This window comes from Stenotrophomonas sp. SORGH_AS_0282 (assembly GCF_030818125.1).
Classification (GTDB): Bacteria; Pseudomonadota; Gammaproteobacteria; order Xanthomonadales; family Xanthomonadaceae; genus Stenotrophomonas; species Stenotrophomonas rhizophila_A.
Window position 1 is genome coordinate 3,616,418 of sequence record NZ_JAUTAB010000001.1, and the last position, 14,091, is coordinate 3,630,508.

General features: G+C 67.3%; 11 protein-coding genes and 1 pseudogene. 8 read left to right on the forward strand and 4 right to left on the reverse strand.

From position 1 onward, the window contains the following. Positions 1-86: 86 nt before the first annotated feature. Both QE395_RS16360 and QE395_RS16365 read left to right on the forward strand, forming a co-directional pair. Entirely contained in the window at positions 87-881 is a 795-nt protein-coding gene (locus tag QE395_RS16360; protein ID WP_306989957.1) for a siderophore-interacting protein, read from the forward strand. Positions 882-1,144: 263 nt separating this feature from the next. After that, complete coding sequence (locus tag QE395_RS16365) at positions 1,145-1,561, forward strand: hypothetical protein (RefSeq protein ID WP_068848834.1); 417 nt, start codon at positions 1,145-1,147, stop codon at positions 1,559-1,561. A 259-nt stretch (positions 1,562-1,820) separates the two neighbouring features. On the opposite strand, the gene QE395_RS16370 is transcribed toward QE395_RS16365, so the two are convergent. Both QE395_RS16370 and QE395_RS16375 read right to left on the reverse strand, forming a co-directional pair. Then, positions 1,821-2,528, reverse strand: coding sequence for a YceI family protein (locus QE395_RS16370; protein ID WP_093533003.1), 708 nt, complete (start codon positions 2,526-2,528; stop codon positions 1,821-1,823). 88 nt (positions 2,529-2,616) lie between these two features. Beyond that, complete coding sequence (locus tag QE395_RS16375) at positions 2,617-3,207, reverse strand: malonic semialdehyde reductase (protein WP_306989958.1); 591 nt, start codon at positions 3,205-3,207, stop codon at positions 2,617-2,619. A 142-nt stretch (positions 3,208-3,349) separates the two neighbouring features. Between QE395_RS16375 and QE395_RS16380 the strand changes: the two genes are divergently transcribed. From QE395_RS16380 to QE395_RS16400, 5 genes are all read left to right on the forward strand, one after another. Further along, positions 3,350-4,321: a mitochondrial fission ELM1 family protein gene (locus QE395_RS16380; protein ID WP_306989959.1), complete on the forward strand. Its 972-nt coding sequence runs from the start codon at positions 3,350-3,352 to the stop codon at positions 4,319-4,321. 75 nt (positions 4,322-4,396) lie between these two features. Continuing rightward, a complete protein-coding gene (locus QE395_RS16385) occupies positions 4,397-4,612 on the forward strand; it encodes a hypothetical protein (protein ID WP_306989960.1) in 216 nt (71 codons plus the stop codon). A 173-nt stretch (positions 4,613-4,785) separates the two neighbouring features. Then, positions 4,786-5,676: a DUF2145 domain-containing protein gene (locus QE395_RS16390; RefSeq protein WP_306989961.1), complete on the forward strand. Its 891-nt coding sequence runs from the start codon at positions 4,786-4,788 to the stop codon at positions 5,674-5,676. A 29-nt stretch (positions 5,677-5,705) separates the two neighbouring features. After that, the gene (locus QE395_RS16395; protein WP_306989962.1) at positions 5,706-6,230 is read left to right on the forward strand and encodes a hypothetical protein; all 525 of its coding nucleotides are present in this window, start codon (positions 5,706-5,708) and stop codon (positions 6,228-6,230) included. A 76-nt stretch (positions 6,231-6,306) separates the two neighbouring features. Beyond that, positions 6,307-6,861: a queuosine precursor transporter gene (locus QE395_RS16400; RefSeq protein ID WP_306989963.1), complete on the forward strand. Its 555-nt coding sequence runs from the start codon at positions 6,307-6,309 to the stop codon at positions 6,859-6,861. A 560-nt stretch (positions 6,862-7,421) separates the two neighbouring features. On the opposite strand, the gene glnE is transcribed toward QE395_RS16400, so the two are convergent. Beyond that, complete coding sequence (glnE, locus tag QE395_RS16405) at positions 7,422-10,253, reverse strand: bifunctional [glutamate--ammonia ligase]-adenylyl-L-tyrosine phosphorylase/[glutamate--ammonia-ligase] adenylyltransferase (protein WP_306989964.1); 2,832 nt, start codon at positions 10,251-10,253, stop codon at positions 7,422-7,424. A gap of 534 nt (positions 10,254-10,787) precedes the next feature. On the opposite strand from glnE, the gene QE395_RS16410 reads away from it, so the two are divergent. Continuing rightward, complete coding sequence (locus QE395_RS16410; RefSeq protein ID WP_249833650.1) at positions 10,788-12,302, forward strand: acetyl-CoA hydrolase/transferase family protein; 1,515 nt, start codon at positions 10,788-10,790, stop codon at positions 12,300-12,302. A gap of 270 nt (positions 12,303-12,572) precedes the next feature. Here the strand turns inward: QE395_RS16410 and QE395_RS16415 are convergent. Continuing rightward, positions 12,573-13,938 (reverse strand): annotated as a pseudogene (locus QE395_RS16415) (VOC family protein). Between the last annotated feature and the right edge of the window lie 153 nt (positions 13,939-14,091).

Consider the following 14,091-nt stretch of genomic DNA (forward strand, 5'->3'; position numbering starts at 1 on the left):
TTCCCCTTATTCGACCCCGCCCGCGTTTCGCCAGCCAGGTCTTTCCCCCTACGCCGCTGCGGCGGCTTTGAAACAGGTACATCGCCATGGCTCTGCATGAAAACAAGTTGGTGCGCCACACCGTGAAGTTCCGCCCGCTGCAGGTGCTGCGCACCGAGGAAATCAGCCCGTGCATGCGCCGGGTGATCGTGGGCGGTGAGGCGCTGGAGGGCTTTGCGTCGCCCTCGCCGGATGACCACGTGAAGCTGTTCTTCCCGAATGCGGAAGGCCAGTTCGTGGTGCCCACCATGACCCCGGAAGGCCCGCGCTACCCGGAAGGCCAGGAGCCCTCGCCCGCCCGCGATTACACGCCGCGCTGGTGGGACCTGGAGGCCAACGAACTGGCCATCGACTTCGTGATGCACGGCGATGGCGTTGCCTCGCGCTGGGCGGCCAATGCCATGGCCGGCGATGCGATTGCGGTGGGTGGGCCGCGTGGCTCGCATATCACCGCCGATGACTTCGATACCTATGTGCTGTTTGGCGATGAGACCGCGCTGCCGGCCATTGGCCGCTGGCTGGAGACGCTGCCGGAAGGCGCGCGGGCGGATGTGTATATCGAAATTCCGGAAGCGGATGACCGCCAGGAGCTGCCGGAGGATGAACGCATCCGGGTGTCTTGGCTCGAGCGCAACGGGTTTGATGCGGCCACCAGCACCCTGCTGGAGGACGTGCTGACCGATTTCGAGGAGCCGGAAGGCGATACGTTCTACTGGATCGCCACCGAATCGCGCCGGGCGCGGATGATGCGCAAGTACGTGGAGGGGCACCTGGGGGTGCCGAAGGATTGGATCCGCTCGAAGGGGTATTGGAAGGCGCATCCGGAGCACGAGGGGGATTGATTTCCCTGCGCCGCACGACCAACGGTCGTGCGCTACCGCGGGGCGTGCCACGTGGACACGCGAACGCGGCCCGGCCGGCGTCACGTGCATCCGCGAACCCCGCCCGGCGGGTGTGACGCGCCCCCCCGAACCCCGCCCGGCGGGTGTGACGTGCACCCGCGGACCACGCCCGGCCCTCCCCGGCGGCGGCATCCCCGGTAGGTCACGACCGTTGGTCGTGACCCCCGCCATGCGACAATCGCGTTTTGGGCCGGTGCCTTTCGATGCAAGCAGCTTCTCTTTCGGCACTGGCCGACCTGATCGCGCGCCTGGAGCGCGCCGATGCCACGCTGGACGCCACCCTGGCTGAAATCGCTCCGCAGGCCACCGTGCCGATGCGCGAGGCGGTGCTGCCGCTGGCCCGTGCCCAGCTGGCGCTGGTGCAGGCCAACGCCGATATCACCCTGGTGGCCGACGAGCTGCGCCGTTACCAGAAGTACGCGATGCCGGGTAAGCCGAGCCTGCAGATCGTGCAGCTGCGCAAGCAGCAGGGCGCGGTGAAGCAGACGGCGTTGATTGCCCGGCAGAATTTTGCCCAGGCCACGCACGCATTCCTGCGCGAGAGCGGGTTGACCGCCCCGGCACGCCGGCTGCCGACCGATTTCGCCACCGGTTGGCTGGCGAAGATCGCCACGGCGTAACCGCGTCGTTAACCTACGGTACGCACGGCGGTAGGGTCGCATCCCAATCGACTGCCGTGGAATTGCCCGCGTTCGATTGAGGCATGAACGTCGGCGTGGACGGCTTTTGCTTCGGTGCAGGTCATGCGTAACCGAACGTTGCACCGTTCCGTGCAGTCGTTTGGGAACCGACCCTACCAATGCAGCACCCCGTTGTTCATTACGCACAAACAAAAATCCCGCCTTTCGGCGGGATTTCTGCGTTCTACATCGTTACCGCTCAGGCAGCCGGCTTTTCGCCGGTGGCTTCGGTGGTGATGCGGATGTTCACTTCATCGCTCACGTTCGGGGCGTACGCGCCCACGCCGAAATCGCTGCGCTTGATGGTGGTGGTGGCGTCGAAGCCGGCGGCCGGAACCTTGGCCATCGGGTGCTCGCCGCCGGCGTTGACGGTCACATCCAGGGTCACCGGCTTGGTGATGTCCTTGATGGTCAGGTCGCCGGTCACGGTCAGCTTGTTGGTGCCAGCAGCTTCCACCTTGGTGCTCTTGAAGGTGGCGGCCGGGAACTTGGCGGCGTCGAAGAAGTCACCGCTCTTCAGGTGTTCGTCGAACTTGGCGGTGAAGCTGTTGAGGCCGGTCAGCGGCAGCTTCACTTCCACGGTGGACTTGGTCACGTCGGCGGCGTCGTACACCAGGGTGCCTTCGGCGCTGCCGAAGTGGGCGGTCGGGTGCGAGAAGCCGAAGTGGCTCCACTGGGCCAGCACGTCGGTGTGGCTCGGGTCGAGCTTGTAGGTGCCCGAGGCGATCTGGATGGCTTCAGCGGCCGGGGCGGCAGCAGCCGGGGCAGCGGTTTCGGCAGCCGGGGTGGTGGCAGCAGCCGGGGTCGCATCGGCGGCCGGGGCAGCGGTTTCTTCAGCCGGCTTGGAGCAGGCGGCGATGGCCAGGGTCAGGGCCAGCGGCAGGAGCAGTTTGCGGGTCACGGTCATGTCGGTTCTCTCTCGAATTCGTAGGGAAAAAGGGAAAAGTAAGGAAACAACCCGTCCGCACGGACGGGCCAGGGTCCGGCGGAAACGCTTATTCGATGCGGGCAGCTTCGTCGAAGGCCAGGCGAGGCAGCCGCGGGAACAGGCCCGAAGAATCACCGTACCCCAGATTGACCAGGAAATTCGACTTGATGGTGGTGCCCTTGAAGAAGGCTTCGTCCACCTTGGCCGGGTCGAAACCGCTCATCGGGCCGGCATCCAGGCCCAACGCGCGCGCGGCCAGGATCAGGTAGGCGCCCTGCAGGGTGCCGTTGCGGAAGGCCGATTCATGGCGGCCCTCACGCGGGCCGTCGAACCATGCCTTGGCATCGGTATGCGGGAACAGGTACGGCAGCTTTTCGTGGAAGTCTTCGTCGAAGGCGATGATCACGGTAACCGGGGCGGCCAGGGTCTTGTCGTGGTTGCCTTCGGACAGCGCCGGGGCGAGCTTGGCCTTGGCTTCGGGCGACTTCACGAACACGAAACGCGCCGGGCTGCCGTTGGCGGCCGTGGGGCCCCACTTCAGCAGTTCGTACAGCGCCTTCAGCTGGCTGTCTTCGACCGGCTTGTCGAGGAAAGCGTTCTGGGTACGGGCGGTACGGAACAACTGGTCAAGCGCAGCATCGTTGAGCACGTTGGACATGAAGCCTCCGGTAAAACACGTTGGACGAAGAGGGAATCCCGCACGCCGTGCGCTACCTTTACGGGGCACTGCGCGGTCGGCGAAGGCTGGCAGTGTAGAGTGTCGCGACTGTTGCAACACCCAGCCTGGCTGAAACGAATTAATGCCATACGTGAAACGATGGAGTCCGCCCTGGACGATCACTGACGGCCGTGCCGGCAATGTGCGGCAGGCAGTGGCCCTGGCCACGGCATTGAAGCTGGGGGTGCATCGCCCGCTGGTGCTGCTGCCGCGCGCGCCCTGGAAATGGGTGGCGCCGCGCTGGTTGCCGGGCATGGCCGGGGGCTATGGCGAGGCATTCGCGACATTGACTGCGCAACCGCCCGAGCTCGCGGTCGGCTGTGGCCGCCAGGCGGCCGGGGCGCTGCGCGAACTGCGCCGGCGCGGCAGCAAGGTGGTGCAGATCCTGGACCCACGGCTGGGCACGCGCCATTGGGACCTGCTGGTGGTGCCCGAACACGATGCCCTGCGCGGCAGCAACGTACTTACCCTGCTGGGCAGCCTGAACCCGGTGGACGACGACTGGCTCACGGTGGGCCGCGCGGCGTTTGCCTCCTTCGGCGACCTGCCCGGGCCGCGCACCGCGCTGCTGGTGGGTGGGCCCACCGCGCACGCGCCGTGGCATGAGCCGGACATGGTGAAGGTGTTCCAGCAGTTGGCCGAACAGCTGCGCGCCGAGGGCGGCAGCCTGCTGGCCACCACCTCGCGGCGTACGCCGCCGGCGCTGGTGGGTGCGCTGCGTAGCGCATTCGCCGATGTGCCCGGGGTGATCTGGGGCGATGGCGGTGACGGGGTGAACCCGTATGCGGGGCTGCTGGGCTGGGCCGACCGCATCGTGGTGTCGCCCGATTCGGTGAACCTGCTTTCTGAAGCGTGCGGTACGCGGCTGCCGGTGGCGGTGGCGCTGGAACAGCAGGCGCAGGGAAGGATGGTGCAGTTCCAGCAGGCGCTGCGCGCGCGTGGGCGGTTGCAGCAGCGCTGGTTGGATTGGGGGTATCCCGGGCCGATCGAGCCGCTGCGCGAGACCGGGCGGATTGCCGCGCAGGTGCGCGAGGCTTTGGGTATCCCGGCTTAACGGCGGTGGGAGGGCGGCTACCGATGCGGTGGCGATGCCGTTAGATTCGGGGTTCACCAGGGAAGGAGCGTGCGTATGCGCAGTGCTTTAGTGGCGTTGATGGTTGTCTTGATGCCGGGGTGTTCGAGCATGCCTGCCGGGCAGGATGCGGTGTCGTGGAGCTGCCACAAGGAGCTCACCGCGTATCGCAACCAGCCGCCGCGAACGGACGAGCAGAAGAAGGAGCGGTGGCCACCGGAGGATCAGCCTGCGCCGGTGAGCGAATCCTGCGCGCGGGAGTTGAGCCGCTGAGTGCGGCGATCATCGGACGGTGATCTGGTACCGCGATGACACCCATGGGGTGTCACACGTGGCCGCCAATACCGCATCGTCGACACCAACGGTAGCGCCGACTGTTAGTCGGCACACAGCCTGATGCCGCTATGATGCCGACGCGGCCCCGTACCGCTGGAGACTGAAACGCAATGGATCTGCCCTGCCCCGGATTGCCTGAGCACCCGCCATTGAAGCGCCTTGCGCTGCCGGCACTGCTGTGCGCGGCGTTGCTGCTGGCCGCGCCTGCGGCACAGGCGCAATCCCAACAGCCCGAATGCATGGAGCGCCACCCTACCCCGGCCGCGCTGGCGTCGATGTTCGATGTGGCACAGCGCGCCGATGAAACACTGGAAGCGCTCGACGACGTCGATGTGGTGATCATCGCGCGCGGCGGCCAGGACCTGAGCAGATACGGCCTGCGCCACAGCCACCTCGCCTTCGCGGTGCGCGAGGACGATGGCAGCTGGCGCGCGGTGCATCTGTTGAACCACTGCAAGTCGCCCGAGTCTTCGCTGTTCCATGAAGGGCTGAGCAACTTCATCGGCGAAACCGGCACGCATACCGATCTGCGCGTAGGCGTGCCCACGCCCGCGGTGCGCGCAACCTTGAAGGCCATGCTCACCGCACCGGGCATCCAGGCCAAGGCGCTGCACGAGCCGCATTACAGCGTGGTGGCCTACCCCTTCAGCGTTGAATACCAGAACTCCAACCAATGGGTATTGGAAGTGCTGGCGGCGGCAATGGCGCAATCGCGCGACGGCACGCTGCTGGTGCGCCGTGCGCAGGTGCAGGCGTGGCTGAAGGAACAGCACTACCAACCCAGCTCGCTGCACATCGGCGTGGGCAAGCGCTTGGGCGCGCGGTTCTTCTCGGCCAATGCGGCCACCACCGACCACCCGGCCAGTGAGCGCATTTCCGGCGATTACTCGGTGGTGACGGTGGAATCGGTGTTCGATTTCCTGCAGCAGCGCAAGGCGCTGGCGCAGGAACTGACCGTGGCGCATGTGCCGGTGGCCGGGATGGCGGCGCCGAAGCCGTAACGATTTTTCCCTTTGCAGAAGGAGTTGGCATGAAGCGTTATTCGATTCTGGCGGTGGCACTGAGCGTGGCCATTGCAGCACCGCAGGCCGGTGCGCAGAACTTCACCCCCAGCCAGCAGTCGGTGAGCTACGCGGCGATCAGCGCGTATGTGAGCATCGCGGTGGTCACGGCGCCGATCTGGCTGACGGCGGCGGGCTTCAAGGGCTCGGCCAAGGGTTCGGAGCGGCGCAGTGCGGCCAGGGACAAGGGCGCCGGCGCTGCCGGGGCGAAGGCGGGCCCGTTGCCGCCGCTCACCGTGGAAAAGGTGGAGCGCCAGGCTGACGGCGCCTACCAGGTGGCATTGAAGAACCCCGACGCCCCCACCGACCTGGCCGTGGTGCAGTGGCCTGCGCGCGACGACAACCCCGCGCAGGCGCTGAAAGCCGGCGATGTGTTGGCCTTCACGCCTACCGAGGCCGGTGCCGGCTGGATGGTGGCCGATGCCCAAGGCACGCAGCTGGCGTTCCTGCCCACCACCGATGCGGCGGCCAGCAACCTGAGCGAACGCTGGTGATTGAACCGGCCCGGGGTGGCTGCGGCCGCCCTGAGCCGGGATAATTCGCCGCTTCCCTGTCTGCCCCTGGTTCGCCATGACCGCGCGCCCTGCCATCGTGTTTGCCCCGTTGACCCTGCGCTCGCTGCTGCTGGCGGTGTTGGCCATGGGCGCGGTGGTGCTGGGTTCGAACGTGCTGGTGCAGTACCCGATCAACGATTGGCTGACCTGGGGCGCTTTCAGCTACCCGGTGGCGTTCCTGGTGAGCAACCTGATCAACCGCGGGTTTGGCCCGGCGGCGGCACGGCGGGTGGCGTGGGCGGGGTTTGCGCTGGCGGTGCTGTTGTCGATCTGGATTGCGACCCCGCGCATTGCGGTGGCCTCGTGCCTGGCGTTCATTGCCGCGCAGTTGCTGGATATCACCGTGTTCGACCGGCTGCGCCGGGGGCACTGGTGGCGCGCGCCGATGGTGGCGACCACGTGCAGTGCGACGTTGGATACGACGATTTTCTGGAGCATCGCGTTCGCCGGTTCGAGCCTGCCGTGGGTGAGCTGGGCCGCGGGCGACCTGGCGGTGAAGCTGGCGATTGGTGTGTTCCTGCTGGCGCCGTTCCGCGCGTTGCTGTGGAAGATGGCGCCGCGCACGGCGTAGGGTCGCATCCCAATCGACCGCCGTTAGGTTGCCCGCGTACGGTTGGGCATGAACATCGGCGGGGACGGCGTTTGTTTTTTCCCGGGGTCATGCGTTACCGAACGTTGCACCGATACGTGCAGTCGTTTGGGAACCGACCCTACCAGTGCATGTATCCCGATTGCAGGCAATGCCGCATTGCCCGCGCTTCGGCGGTAGGGTCGCATCCCTATCGACCGCCGTTACGTTGCCCGCGTTCGGTTGCGGCATGAACATCGGCGGGGACGGCGTTTGTTTTTTCCCGGGGTCATGCGTTACCGAACGTTGCACCGATACGTGTAGTCGTTTGGGAACCGACCCTACCAGTGCATGTATCCCGATTGCAGGCCATGCCGCATTGCCCGCGATAGTGCACGTATCCCGATTGCCGACCATGCGGCATTGCCCGCGATAGTGCACGTATCCCGTGCCGCATCGCCAGATTCGGCGGTAGGGTCGCATCCCTATCGACCGCCGTTACGTTGCCCGCGATCGGTTGCGGCATGAACATTGGCGGGGACGGCATTTGTTTTTGCCCGGGGTCATGCGTTACCGGTTGCGCCGGTATCGGCGAAGGGTAGCTCTGCTGCTTCGCAGGTGGCATTGATTACGCGTTGGGCTTCTTCCAACGCGGGGGTCAGGACCGCCAGGCGCGGCCTTCTGTCCAGCGTGCAGGCCAACCCTACGTCCAACAGCGCGGCGTGCGCTTCGTGCAGCGCGTCGCGCGTGCCGCCGGGCAGCCAGGCGATGCCCGCCAGCTGGTCGATCAGGCTGGGGGTGTCGCGCGGCTCCAGCACCTGTGGGTGCGTGCCGGCGCTGTCGAGCACGCCAGTCTGCAGCAGGAACTCCAGGTCCACGACGCCACCGGCGCCCTGCTTCAGATCCCAGCGCGCGGCGTCGCTGCGGTCCAGTTCGGTGCGCATGCGCCCGCGCATTTTCACCACGTCGGCGTACAGCACCTCGCGCTCGCGCGGGCGCGCCAGCGTGGTGGCACGGATCCGTTCGAAATCGGCCAGCAGGCTGGCGTCACCGGCGATGCCCCGCGCGCGAACCAAGGCCTGGTGTTCCCAGGTCCACGCGCGCTCGCGCTGGTACTCGGTGTAGCTGGCCAGCGAGGACACCAGCGAGCCCTTGCCGCCATCCGGGCGCAGGCGCACGTCGATGTCGTACAGGCGGCCGGCAGCGGTGACCGCGCCCAGCAGCGCCATCACCTTCTGCGCCAGGCGTGCGTACCAGCGGCCCGGGTCGAGCGGGCGGGCGCCATCGCTGCTGTCCTGGTCGGCCGGGTGGTCGTGCAGGAACACCAGGTCCAGGTCCGAGCCGAAGCCCAGTTCCAACCCGCCCAGGCTGCCGTAGCCGATGATGGCAAACCGCCCGCCCGGCACTTCACCGTGCGCGCGGCGCATGTCCGCATCGGCCATCGCCAACGCGGTGACCACCACCGCCTGCGCGAGCTGGGCGAGCTGGCGGGTGCTGTCCACGGCGCGCTGGCGGCCATCCAGCGTGGCCAGGGCCATGCGGAAGCTCAGCGCAAGCCGGGTTTCATTGAGCAGGCGCAGCGCGGCTTCGGGGTCGTCCACGGCCAGCGCGGCATCGCACTCGGCCTGCATGGCGACGGCATCAGGCATCGGGCCGGACACGCGCACGTCCAGCAGTTCGTCCAGCAGCAGCGGGTAGGCGGCGATGCGCTCGGCCAGCAGCGCGCTGCGGGCGAGTACGTCCACCAGCCTGGCCAGTGCGCTGGGCTGTTCGTCGAGCAGTGCGAGGTAGCTGGTGCGGCGCAGGATGGCCTGCAGCAGGCCCAGCACGCGCTTGAGCGCGGCGTCGGGCTGCGGCGAGCGCGTAGCGGCGTGCAGCAGCGCGGGCAGCACGCGGTCGAGGCGCGCGCGCGCGTTGTCGCTGAGCGACTTCACGCCGAGTGACTGGGCGAAGTCGCGCAGCGACTGGTCGGCGCCGTTGGGATCGTGGAAGCCGGCGGTGGCCAGCACCTCGGCATCGCCGCTGTCGGGCAGGCCGCGCCAGTAATTGGCCAGCGCATCGGGGGCGGCCTGGCCGGCGCGCGGGGCGAGCAGCGCGGCGAACTCGGTGCTGACCCGGTCGCGCTGCACATCGAGCGCGGCCAGCAGCGCGTCCCAGTCGGCGTAGCCCAGGCCGCAGGCGATGCGCAGGCGGTCGGTGGGGTCGGTGGGCAGCGCGTGGGTCTGGGCATCGCGCAGCATCTGCAGGCGGTTTTCCAGGCGGCGCAGGAAGCGGTAGGCGTGCAGCAGGTCTGCGCCATCCTCCGGCGCCATCTGCCCGCAGGCGACCAGGGCGGGCAGCGCATGCAGCAGGCGGCGCTCGCGCAGGCTGGCTTCGCGGCCACCGCGGATGAGCTGCAGGGCCTGGGACAGGAATTCGATTTCACGGATGCCGCCGGGGCCGCGCTTGATGTCGTCGAACATGTCGCGGCGCGAGACTTCGGCGGTGATGGCCGCCTTCATTTCGCGCAGGCCGTCGAGCGCGGTGAAGTCGAGGTAGCGGCGGTAGACGAACGGGCGCAGGGTCTGCAGCCAGGCTTCACCGGCGGCGATGTCGCCCGCCACGGCGCGCGCCTTGAGCCAGGCGTAGCGTTCCCAATCGCGGCCTTCGCGCTGGAAGTACTGGTCCATGCCGGCGAAGGACAGCGCTACGCGGCCGGCGCTGCCGAACGGGCGCAGGCGCAGGTCGACGCGGTGGCTGAAGCCGTCCACGGTGGTTTCATCGAGCAGGCGCGCCAGGCGCTGGCCGAGCCGGGCGAAGTATTCCTCGGCGGCGAGCGGGCGCGGGCCATCGGATTCGCCGCCCTGCGGGTAGGCGTAGACCAGGTCCACGTCGGAACTGAAATTGAGTTCGCCGCCCCCCAGCTTGCCGAGGCCGAACACCACCAGCTGCTGGGTGCTGCCATCGGCGGCGCGGACCACGCCGTGGCGGGTGGCGAATTCCTGTTCCAGCGCGGCCAGGGCCAGCGCCAGGCATTCCTCGGCCAGGCGGGTGGCACCGGCCAGGGTGGCGGGCACGTCGTCGAGGCCTTCGAGGTCGCGCCAGATCAGCCGGGTGGAGCAGGCGGTGCGGTAGCGGCGCAGGCGCGCCGGCCAGTCGGCCGGCTGCTGGGGATCCAGTTCCGGGAGCGGCAGCGGCGGACAGTCGGTTTGGGTCAATTGCGACAGAAGCGCGGGCTGCCGGCACAGGGTGTCGAGGGCGAAGTCGCTGGTGATGGCGAGCAGGCGGAGCTTGGCGAGGACCGGTTCCGGCGGCGGCCAGTTGCCTGAGTCGTTCAGGCTGAGCGCAAGACGCGCAAGCGCGCGGTCGACAAGCGGGACAAGGGCGGCGGGAACGGCGTCGGCGGAAATCGGCATAAGGCGATTATGCATGGGGCCGCACGCGGCACCCGAATGGCACGGTGCGTGTGGGGGTCCGTGTATGCGGCGCGGGCGTAGGGTCGGTTCCCAAACGACCGCCGATAACGGGTCAACGCCCGGTGACGCATTACCGTTGGACAACGTAAACGCCTTCCCCGCCGGAGGTCATGCCCCATCGAACGCGGGCGGCGCCACGGCAGTCGATTGGGATGCGACCCTACCGCAGGGCGAGCACACCGTGGTGTTCCCGTGAATGAATAGGGCACCTGCCAAATTCTGGACATAAAAAAGCCCGCTTGCAGCGAACTGCCAGCGGGCTCTGCTCCCTCCCCCACGTCGGGATGCAGGGCGATCTTCTAGGCTCCGCGAACAAGTTGCACGCTGCACTGCAAAACAATACTGGCGGGTACAGATGCCCTCATTTAACTGAATAGGACCTCATATACCGGGAGAACGCCATTCCACCTTGGTCGCACCCGGGACGCTGGTGCGATGGCGGATAATGAATATCCCCCACAAAACGTAGTCGTCATGTCCGTTGATCGCATTGCCGACGCGCGCCTGCGCGCTCGCGTTGTATCTGCCGAAGCCGCCGCCGCGCTGATCCAGCCGGGCGAAACGGTGGCCATGAGTGGTTTCACCGGCTCGGGCTACCCCAAGGCGGTGCCGGTGGCGCTGGCCCAGCGCATCGAGGCCTTCCACGCCGACAACCTGCCCTTCCAGATCAGCCTGATGACCGGCGCCTCCACCGCGCCGGAACTGGACGGCGCGCTGGCCAAGGCCGATGGCATCGCCATGCGCATGCCGTTCCAGAGCGACCCGGACGCGCGCAACCGCATCAACGCCGGCCTGCTGGACTACATCGACATCCACCTCAGCCACGTGGCCCAGCATGTGTGGTTCGGGTTCTATGGCGAGATCGATACGGCGGTGATCGAGGTCTCGGCGATCCGCGAAGACGGTTCGCTGGTGCCCTCCACCTCGGTGGGCAACAACAAGACCTGGCTGGACCTGGCCAGGAAGGTGATCGTCGAGGTCAACGAATGGCAGCCGGCCGGCGTGGACGGCATGCACGACATCTACTACGGCACGGCGCTGCCGCCCCACCGCAAGCCGATTCCGCTGGTGCACGGCAACGACCGCATCGGTGAAACGGCGCTGCGCTGCGACCCGGACAAGATCGTGGCGGTGGTGCGCACCAACGGCCCGGACCGCAACAGCCCGTTCAGCCCGATCGATGCGACCAGCGAGCAGATTGCGGCGTACCTGATCGAGTTCCTGCAGCACGAAGTGGCGCGCGGGCGCCTGCCGGCCAACCTGCTGCCGCTGCAGAGCGGCGTGGGCAATATTCCCAATGCGGTGCTGGCAGGGTTGGGTAAGAGCGGCTTCCGCGACCTCAGCGCGTTCACCGAGGTGATCCAGGACGGCATGCTGGACCTGCTGCGCGACGGGGTGCTGAGCTATGCCTCGTGCACCGGGTTCGCACTGAGCCCGCAGGCCAATGAGACGTTCAAGGAGAACATCGATTTCTACCGCGAGCGCATCATCATGCGCACGCAGGAAATTTCGAACCACCCGGAGCTGGTGCGCCGCCTGGGCTGCATCGGCATGAACGGGATGATCGAGGTGGATCTGTACGGCAACGTCAATTCCACGCATGTGATGGGCACGCGGATCATGAACGGCATTGGCGGTTCGGGTGACTTCGCACGCAATGGGTTCCTGTCGGCGTTCCTGAGCCCGTCCACGGCCAAGAACGGCACCATTTCGGCGATCGTGCCGATGGTGAGCCATGTGGACCACACCGAGCACGATGTGTCGGTGATCGTGACCGAGCAGGGGTTGGCGGATCTGCGTGGGTTGCCACCGCGCAAGCGTGCGCGGGTGGTGATCGATAATTGCGCGCATCCGGATTTCCGCGACCAGCTCAATGATTATTTCGAGCGGGCCAGCCGGGACAGTTACGGTAAGCACACTCCGCACCTGTTGCCGGAAGCGTTGTCGTGGCACCAGCGGTGGTTGGATACGGGGACGATGAAGGCCTGAGATGATGCAACGAAAAACGCCGGGATTTCCCGGCGTTTTTTGTTCGCGATGGTAGGGTCGGTTCCCGAACGACCGCCGATAACTATGCAATGTCCGGTAACGCATGACCCCGGGCAAAAACAAACGCCGTCCCCGCCGGAGGTCATGCCACAACCGAACGCGGAAAATTCCACGGCGGTGGTGCTCCTCCGCGTCCTGCGGCCGCACCACTCGTGCATCCATGCACATCGTCGATTGGGATGCGACCCTACCGGCGCATGCCGTTGCCAATTAGATTCGCAGACTATCGAGCGATTCCTGCTGCAGGCGTTCGTAAATCACGAACTCGTCCTCTACCTTCATGCCCAATGCCTGCTCGAACGCATCGCGGTTGGCATGGGCGGCATAGGCGCGCTGTTCTTCGCCGCCGAGGTTGGACTGGAAAATGCCCGCGGCACTGACCGGCAGGAAATCTTCGTAGACGATCGGGTCCGCACTGGCCAGCCCTGCTGCCACCAGCGCTTCGGCCGGCAGGTCGCCCACGGCGGCCGGGTTGGCGCGGCCGGCGTCCGTGAGGGCGTAGCGGTAGTAGCCCAACCCTTCGCGGCGCAGGGTGTCGTGGTCGTCCGGGAAGGCGGTGAACGCTGCGGCCAGGCGCGTGGGGTAATCCTGCCCGGTGCTGCCGGCGCCGCCGGCATCGCGGGCCTGGGCGAGCAGCTGGTCGTACAGCGCGCGGCCCTTGGGGGTGAGGGCCAGACCACGCTGTTCAATCTCGCCGAAGCGCGCGGTGTGGGGTGCCGGCATCGGCGCCTTCGCCATCGGGGAAGTTCACCGTTTCCTCCAGCGCCTTGAAGCTGGTCTGGCGCAGCAGGATCGGGCAGCGGCGCGGCGGCGGGCCTTCGACCACGGCCTTGGCATCGATGCCACGGGCGAGCATGCCCGCCTGCGCGGCGTCGATGTCCAGCGTGCGCGGGGTGAGGTGGTTGATGTGCGGGCCACGGAAGCTGACCACGTCGGCCACCAGGCGGTGGGCGTTGCTCAATGCCTCGTAGGTGGCCAGCGAGACGGTGGCATCGCTGTGCCAGCGGAAGGTTTCCAGTGCGGCCAGCACGAAACGGCGGGCATCGTTCTGGTCCAGGCCGCCTTCGCGCTCTGCCTGCTCGATCAGCGCCAGCGCGTCATCGGTGAAGATGCGGCGGCGCGCGAGGATGCGCGCGGATTCGTCGCGCAGGGCTTCGTCTTCGATCAGTTCCAGGCGCAGCAGCGAGGTGAACACGCGGAACGGGTTGGCGGCCAGCGCCGATGCGGTGCGCGGGCGGAAGGCGGTGGAATGCACTGGCACGCCGGCCACGGAGAGGTCGTAGTAGCCGATGGGGTACATGCCCATGACGGCGAACAGGCGGCCCAGGGTGGCGAGCTCTTCGGCGGTGCCGACGCGGATGGCGCCGTGGCGCTCCTGCGCCAGGCGGCCGCGTTCGTCATTGCGCTCGAGCTGCTCGGCCAGTGCCGGGTTGTCGGTGAGCACGGCATCGTTGATCTCGGCCACCAGGTCGACCAGGGTGCCGTACAGCGGCACTTCGGTGCGGTACATGGTGGACATGGCCTGGGCGAACAGGCTGCGGATATCGTCGGGTGAAACGAAACGGTCGGCGCTCATTACGTACTCGGCAACGGATCACGGGAAACAGCAGGTGCCCATTGTCGCCGAGGTGGGCCGTACCGGGCGAGGTGCACAGCAGCATTGGGGGGAGTGCCCCACGCGATGCATGGATGGGTAGGGTTGGTTCCCAAACGACCGCCGATAACGGGT

What these genes read in the sequence shown, in the direction of transcription:
- QE395_RS16365 (WP_068848834.1), top strand. Translation starts at nt 1,145, where the DNA reads ATGCAAGCAGCTTCTCTTTCGGCACTGGCCGACCTGATCGCGCGCCTG.
- QE395_RS16370 (WP_093533003.1), bottom strand. Translation starts at nt 2,528, where the DNA reads ATGACCGTGACCCGCAAACTGCTCCTGCCGCTGGCCCTGACCCTGGCC.
- QE395_RS16375 (WP_306989958.1), bottom strand. Translation starts at nt 3,207, where the DNA reads ATGTCCAACGTGCTCAACGATGCTGCGCTTGACCAGTTGTTCCGTACC.
- QE395_RS16390 (WP_306989961.1), top strand. Translation starts at nt 4,786, where the DNA reads ATGGATCTGCCCTGCCCCGGATTGCCTGAGCACCCGCCATTGAAGCGC.
- QE395_RS16380 (WP_306989959.1), top strand. Translation starts at nt 3,350, where the DNA reads ATGCCATACGTGAAACGATGGAGTCCGCCCTGGACGATCACTGACGGC.
- QE395_RS16400 (WP_306989963.1), top strand. Translation starts at nt 6,307, where the DNA reads ATGACCGCGCGCCCTGCCATCGTGTTTGCCCCGTTGACCCTGCGCTCG.
- glnE (WP_306989964.1), bottom strand. Translation starts at nt 10,253, where the DNA reads ATGCCGATTTCCGCCGACGCCGTTCCCGCCGCCCTTGTCCCGCTTGTC.
- QE395_RS16410 (WP_249833650.1), top strand. Translation starts at nt 10,788, where the DNA reads ATGTCCGTTGATCGCATTGCCGACGCGCGCCTGCGCGCTCGCGTTGTA.
- QE395_RS16385 (WP_306989960.1), top strand. Translation starts at nt 4,397, where the DNA reads ATGCGCAGTGCTTTAGTGGCGTTGATGGTTGTCTTGATGCCGGGGTGT.
- QE395_RS16360 (WP_306989957.1), top strand. Translation starts at nt 87, where the DNA reads ATGGCTCTGCATGAAAACAAGTTGGTGCGCCACACCGTGAAGTTCCGC.
- QE395_RS16395 (WP_306989962.1), top strand. Translation starts at nt 5,706, where the DNA reads ATGAAGCGTTATTCGATTCTGGCGGTGGCACTGAGCGTGGCCATTGCA.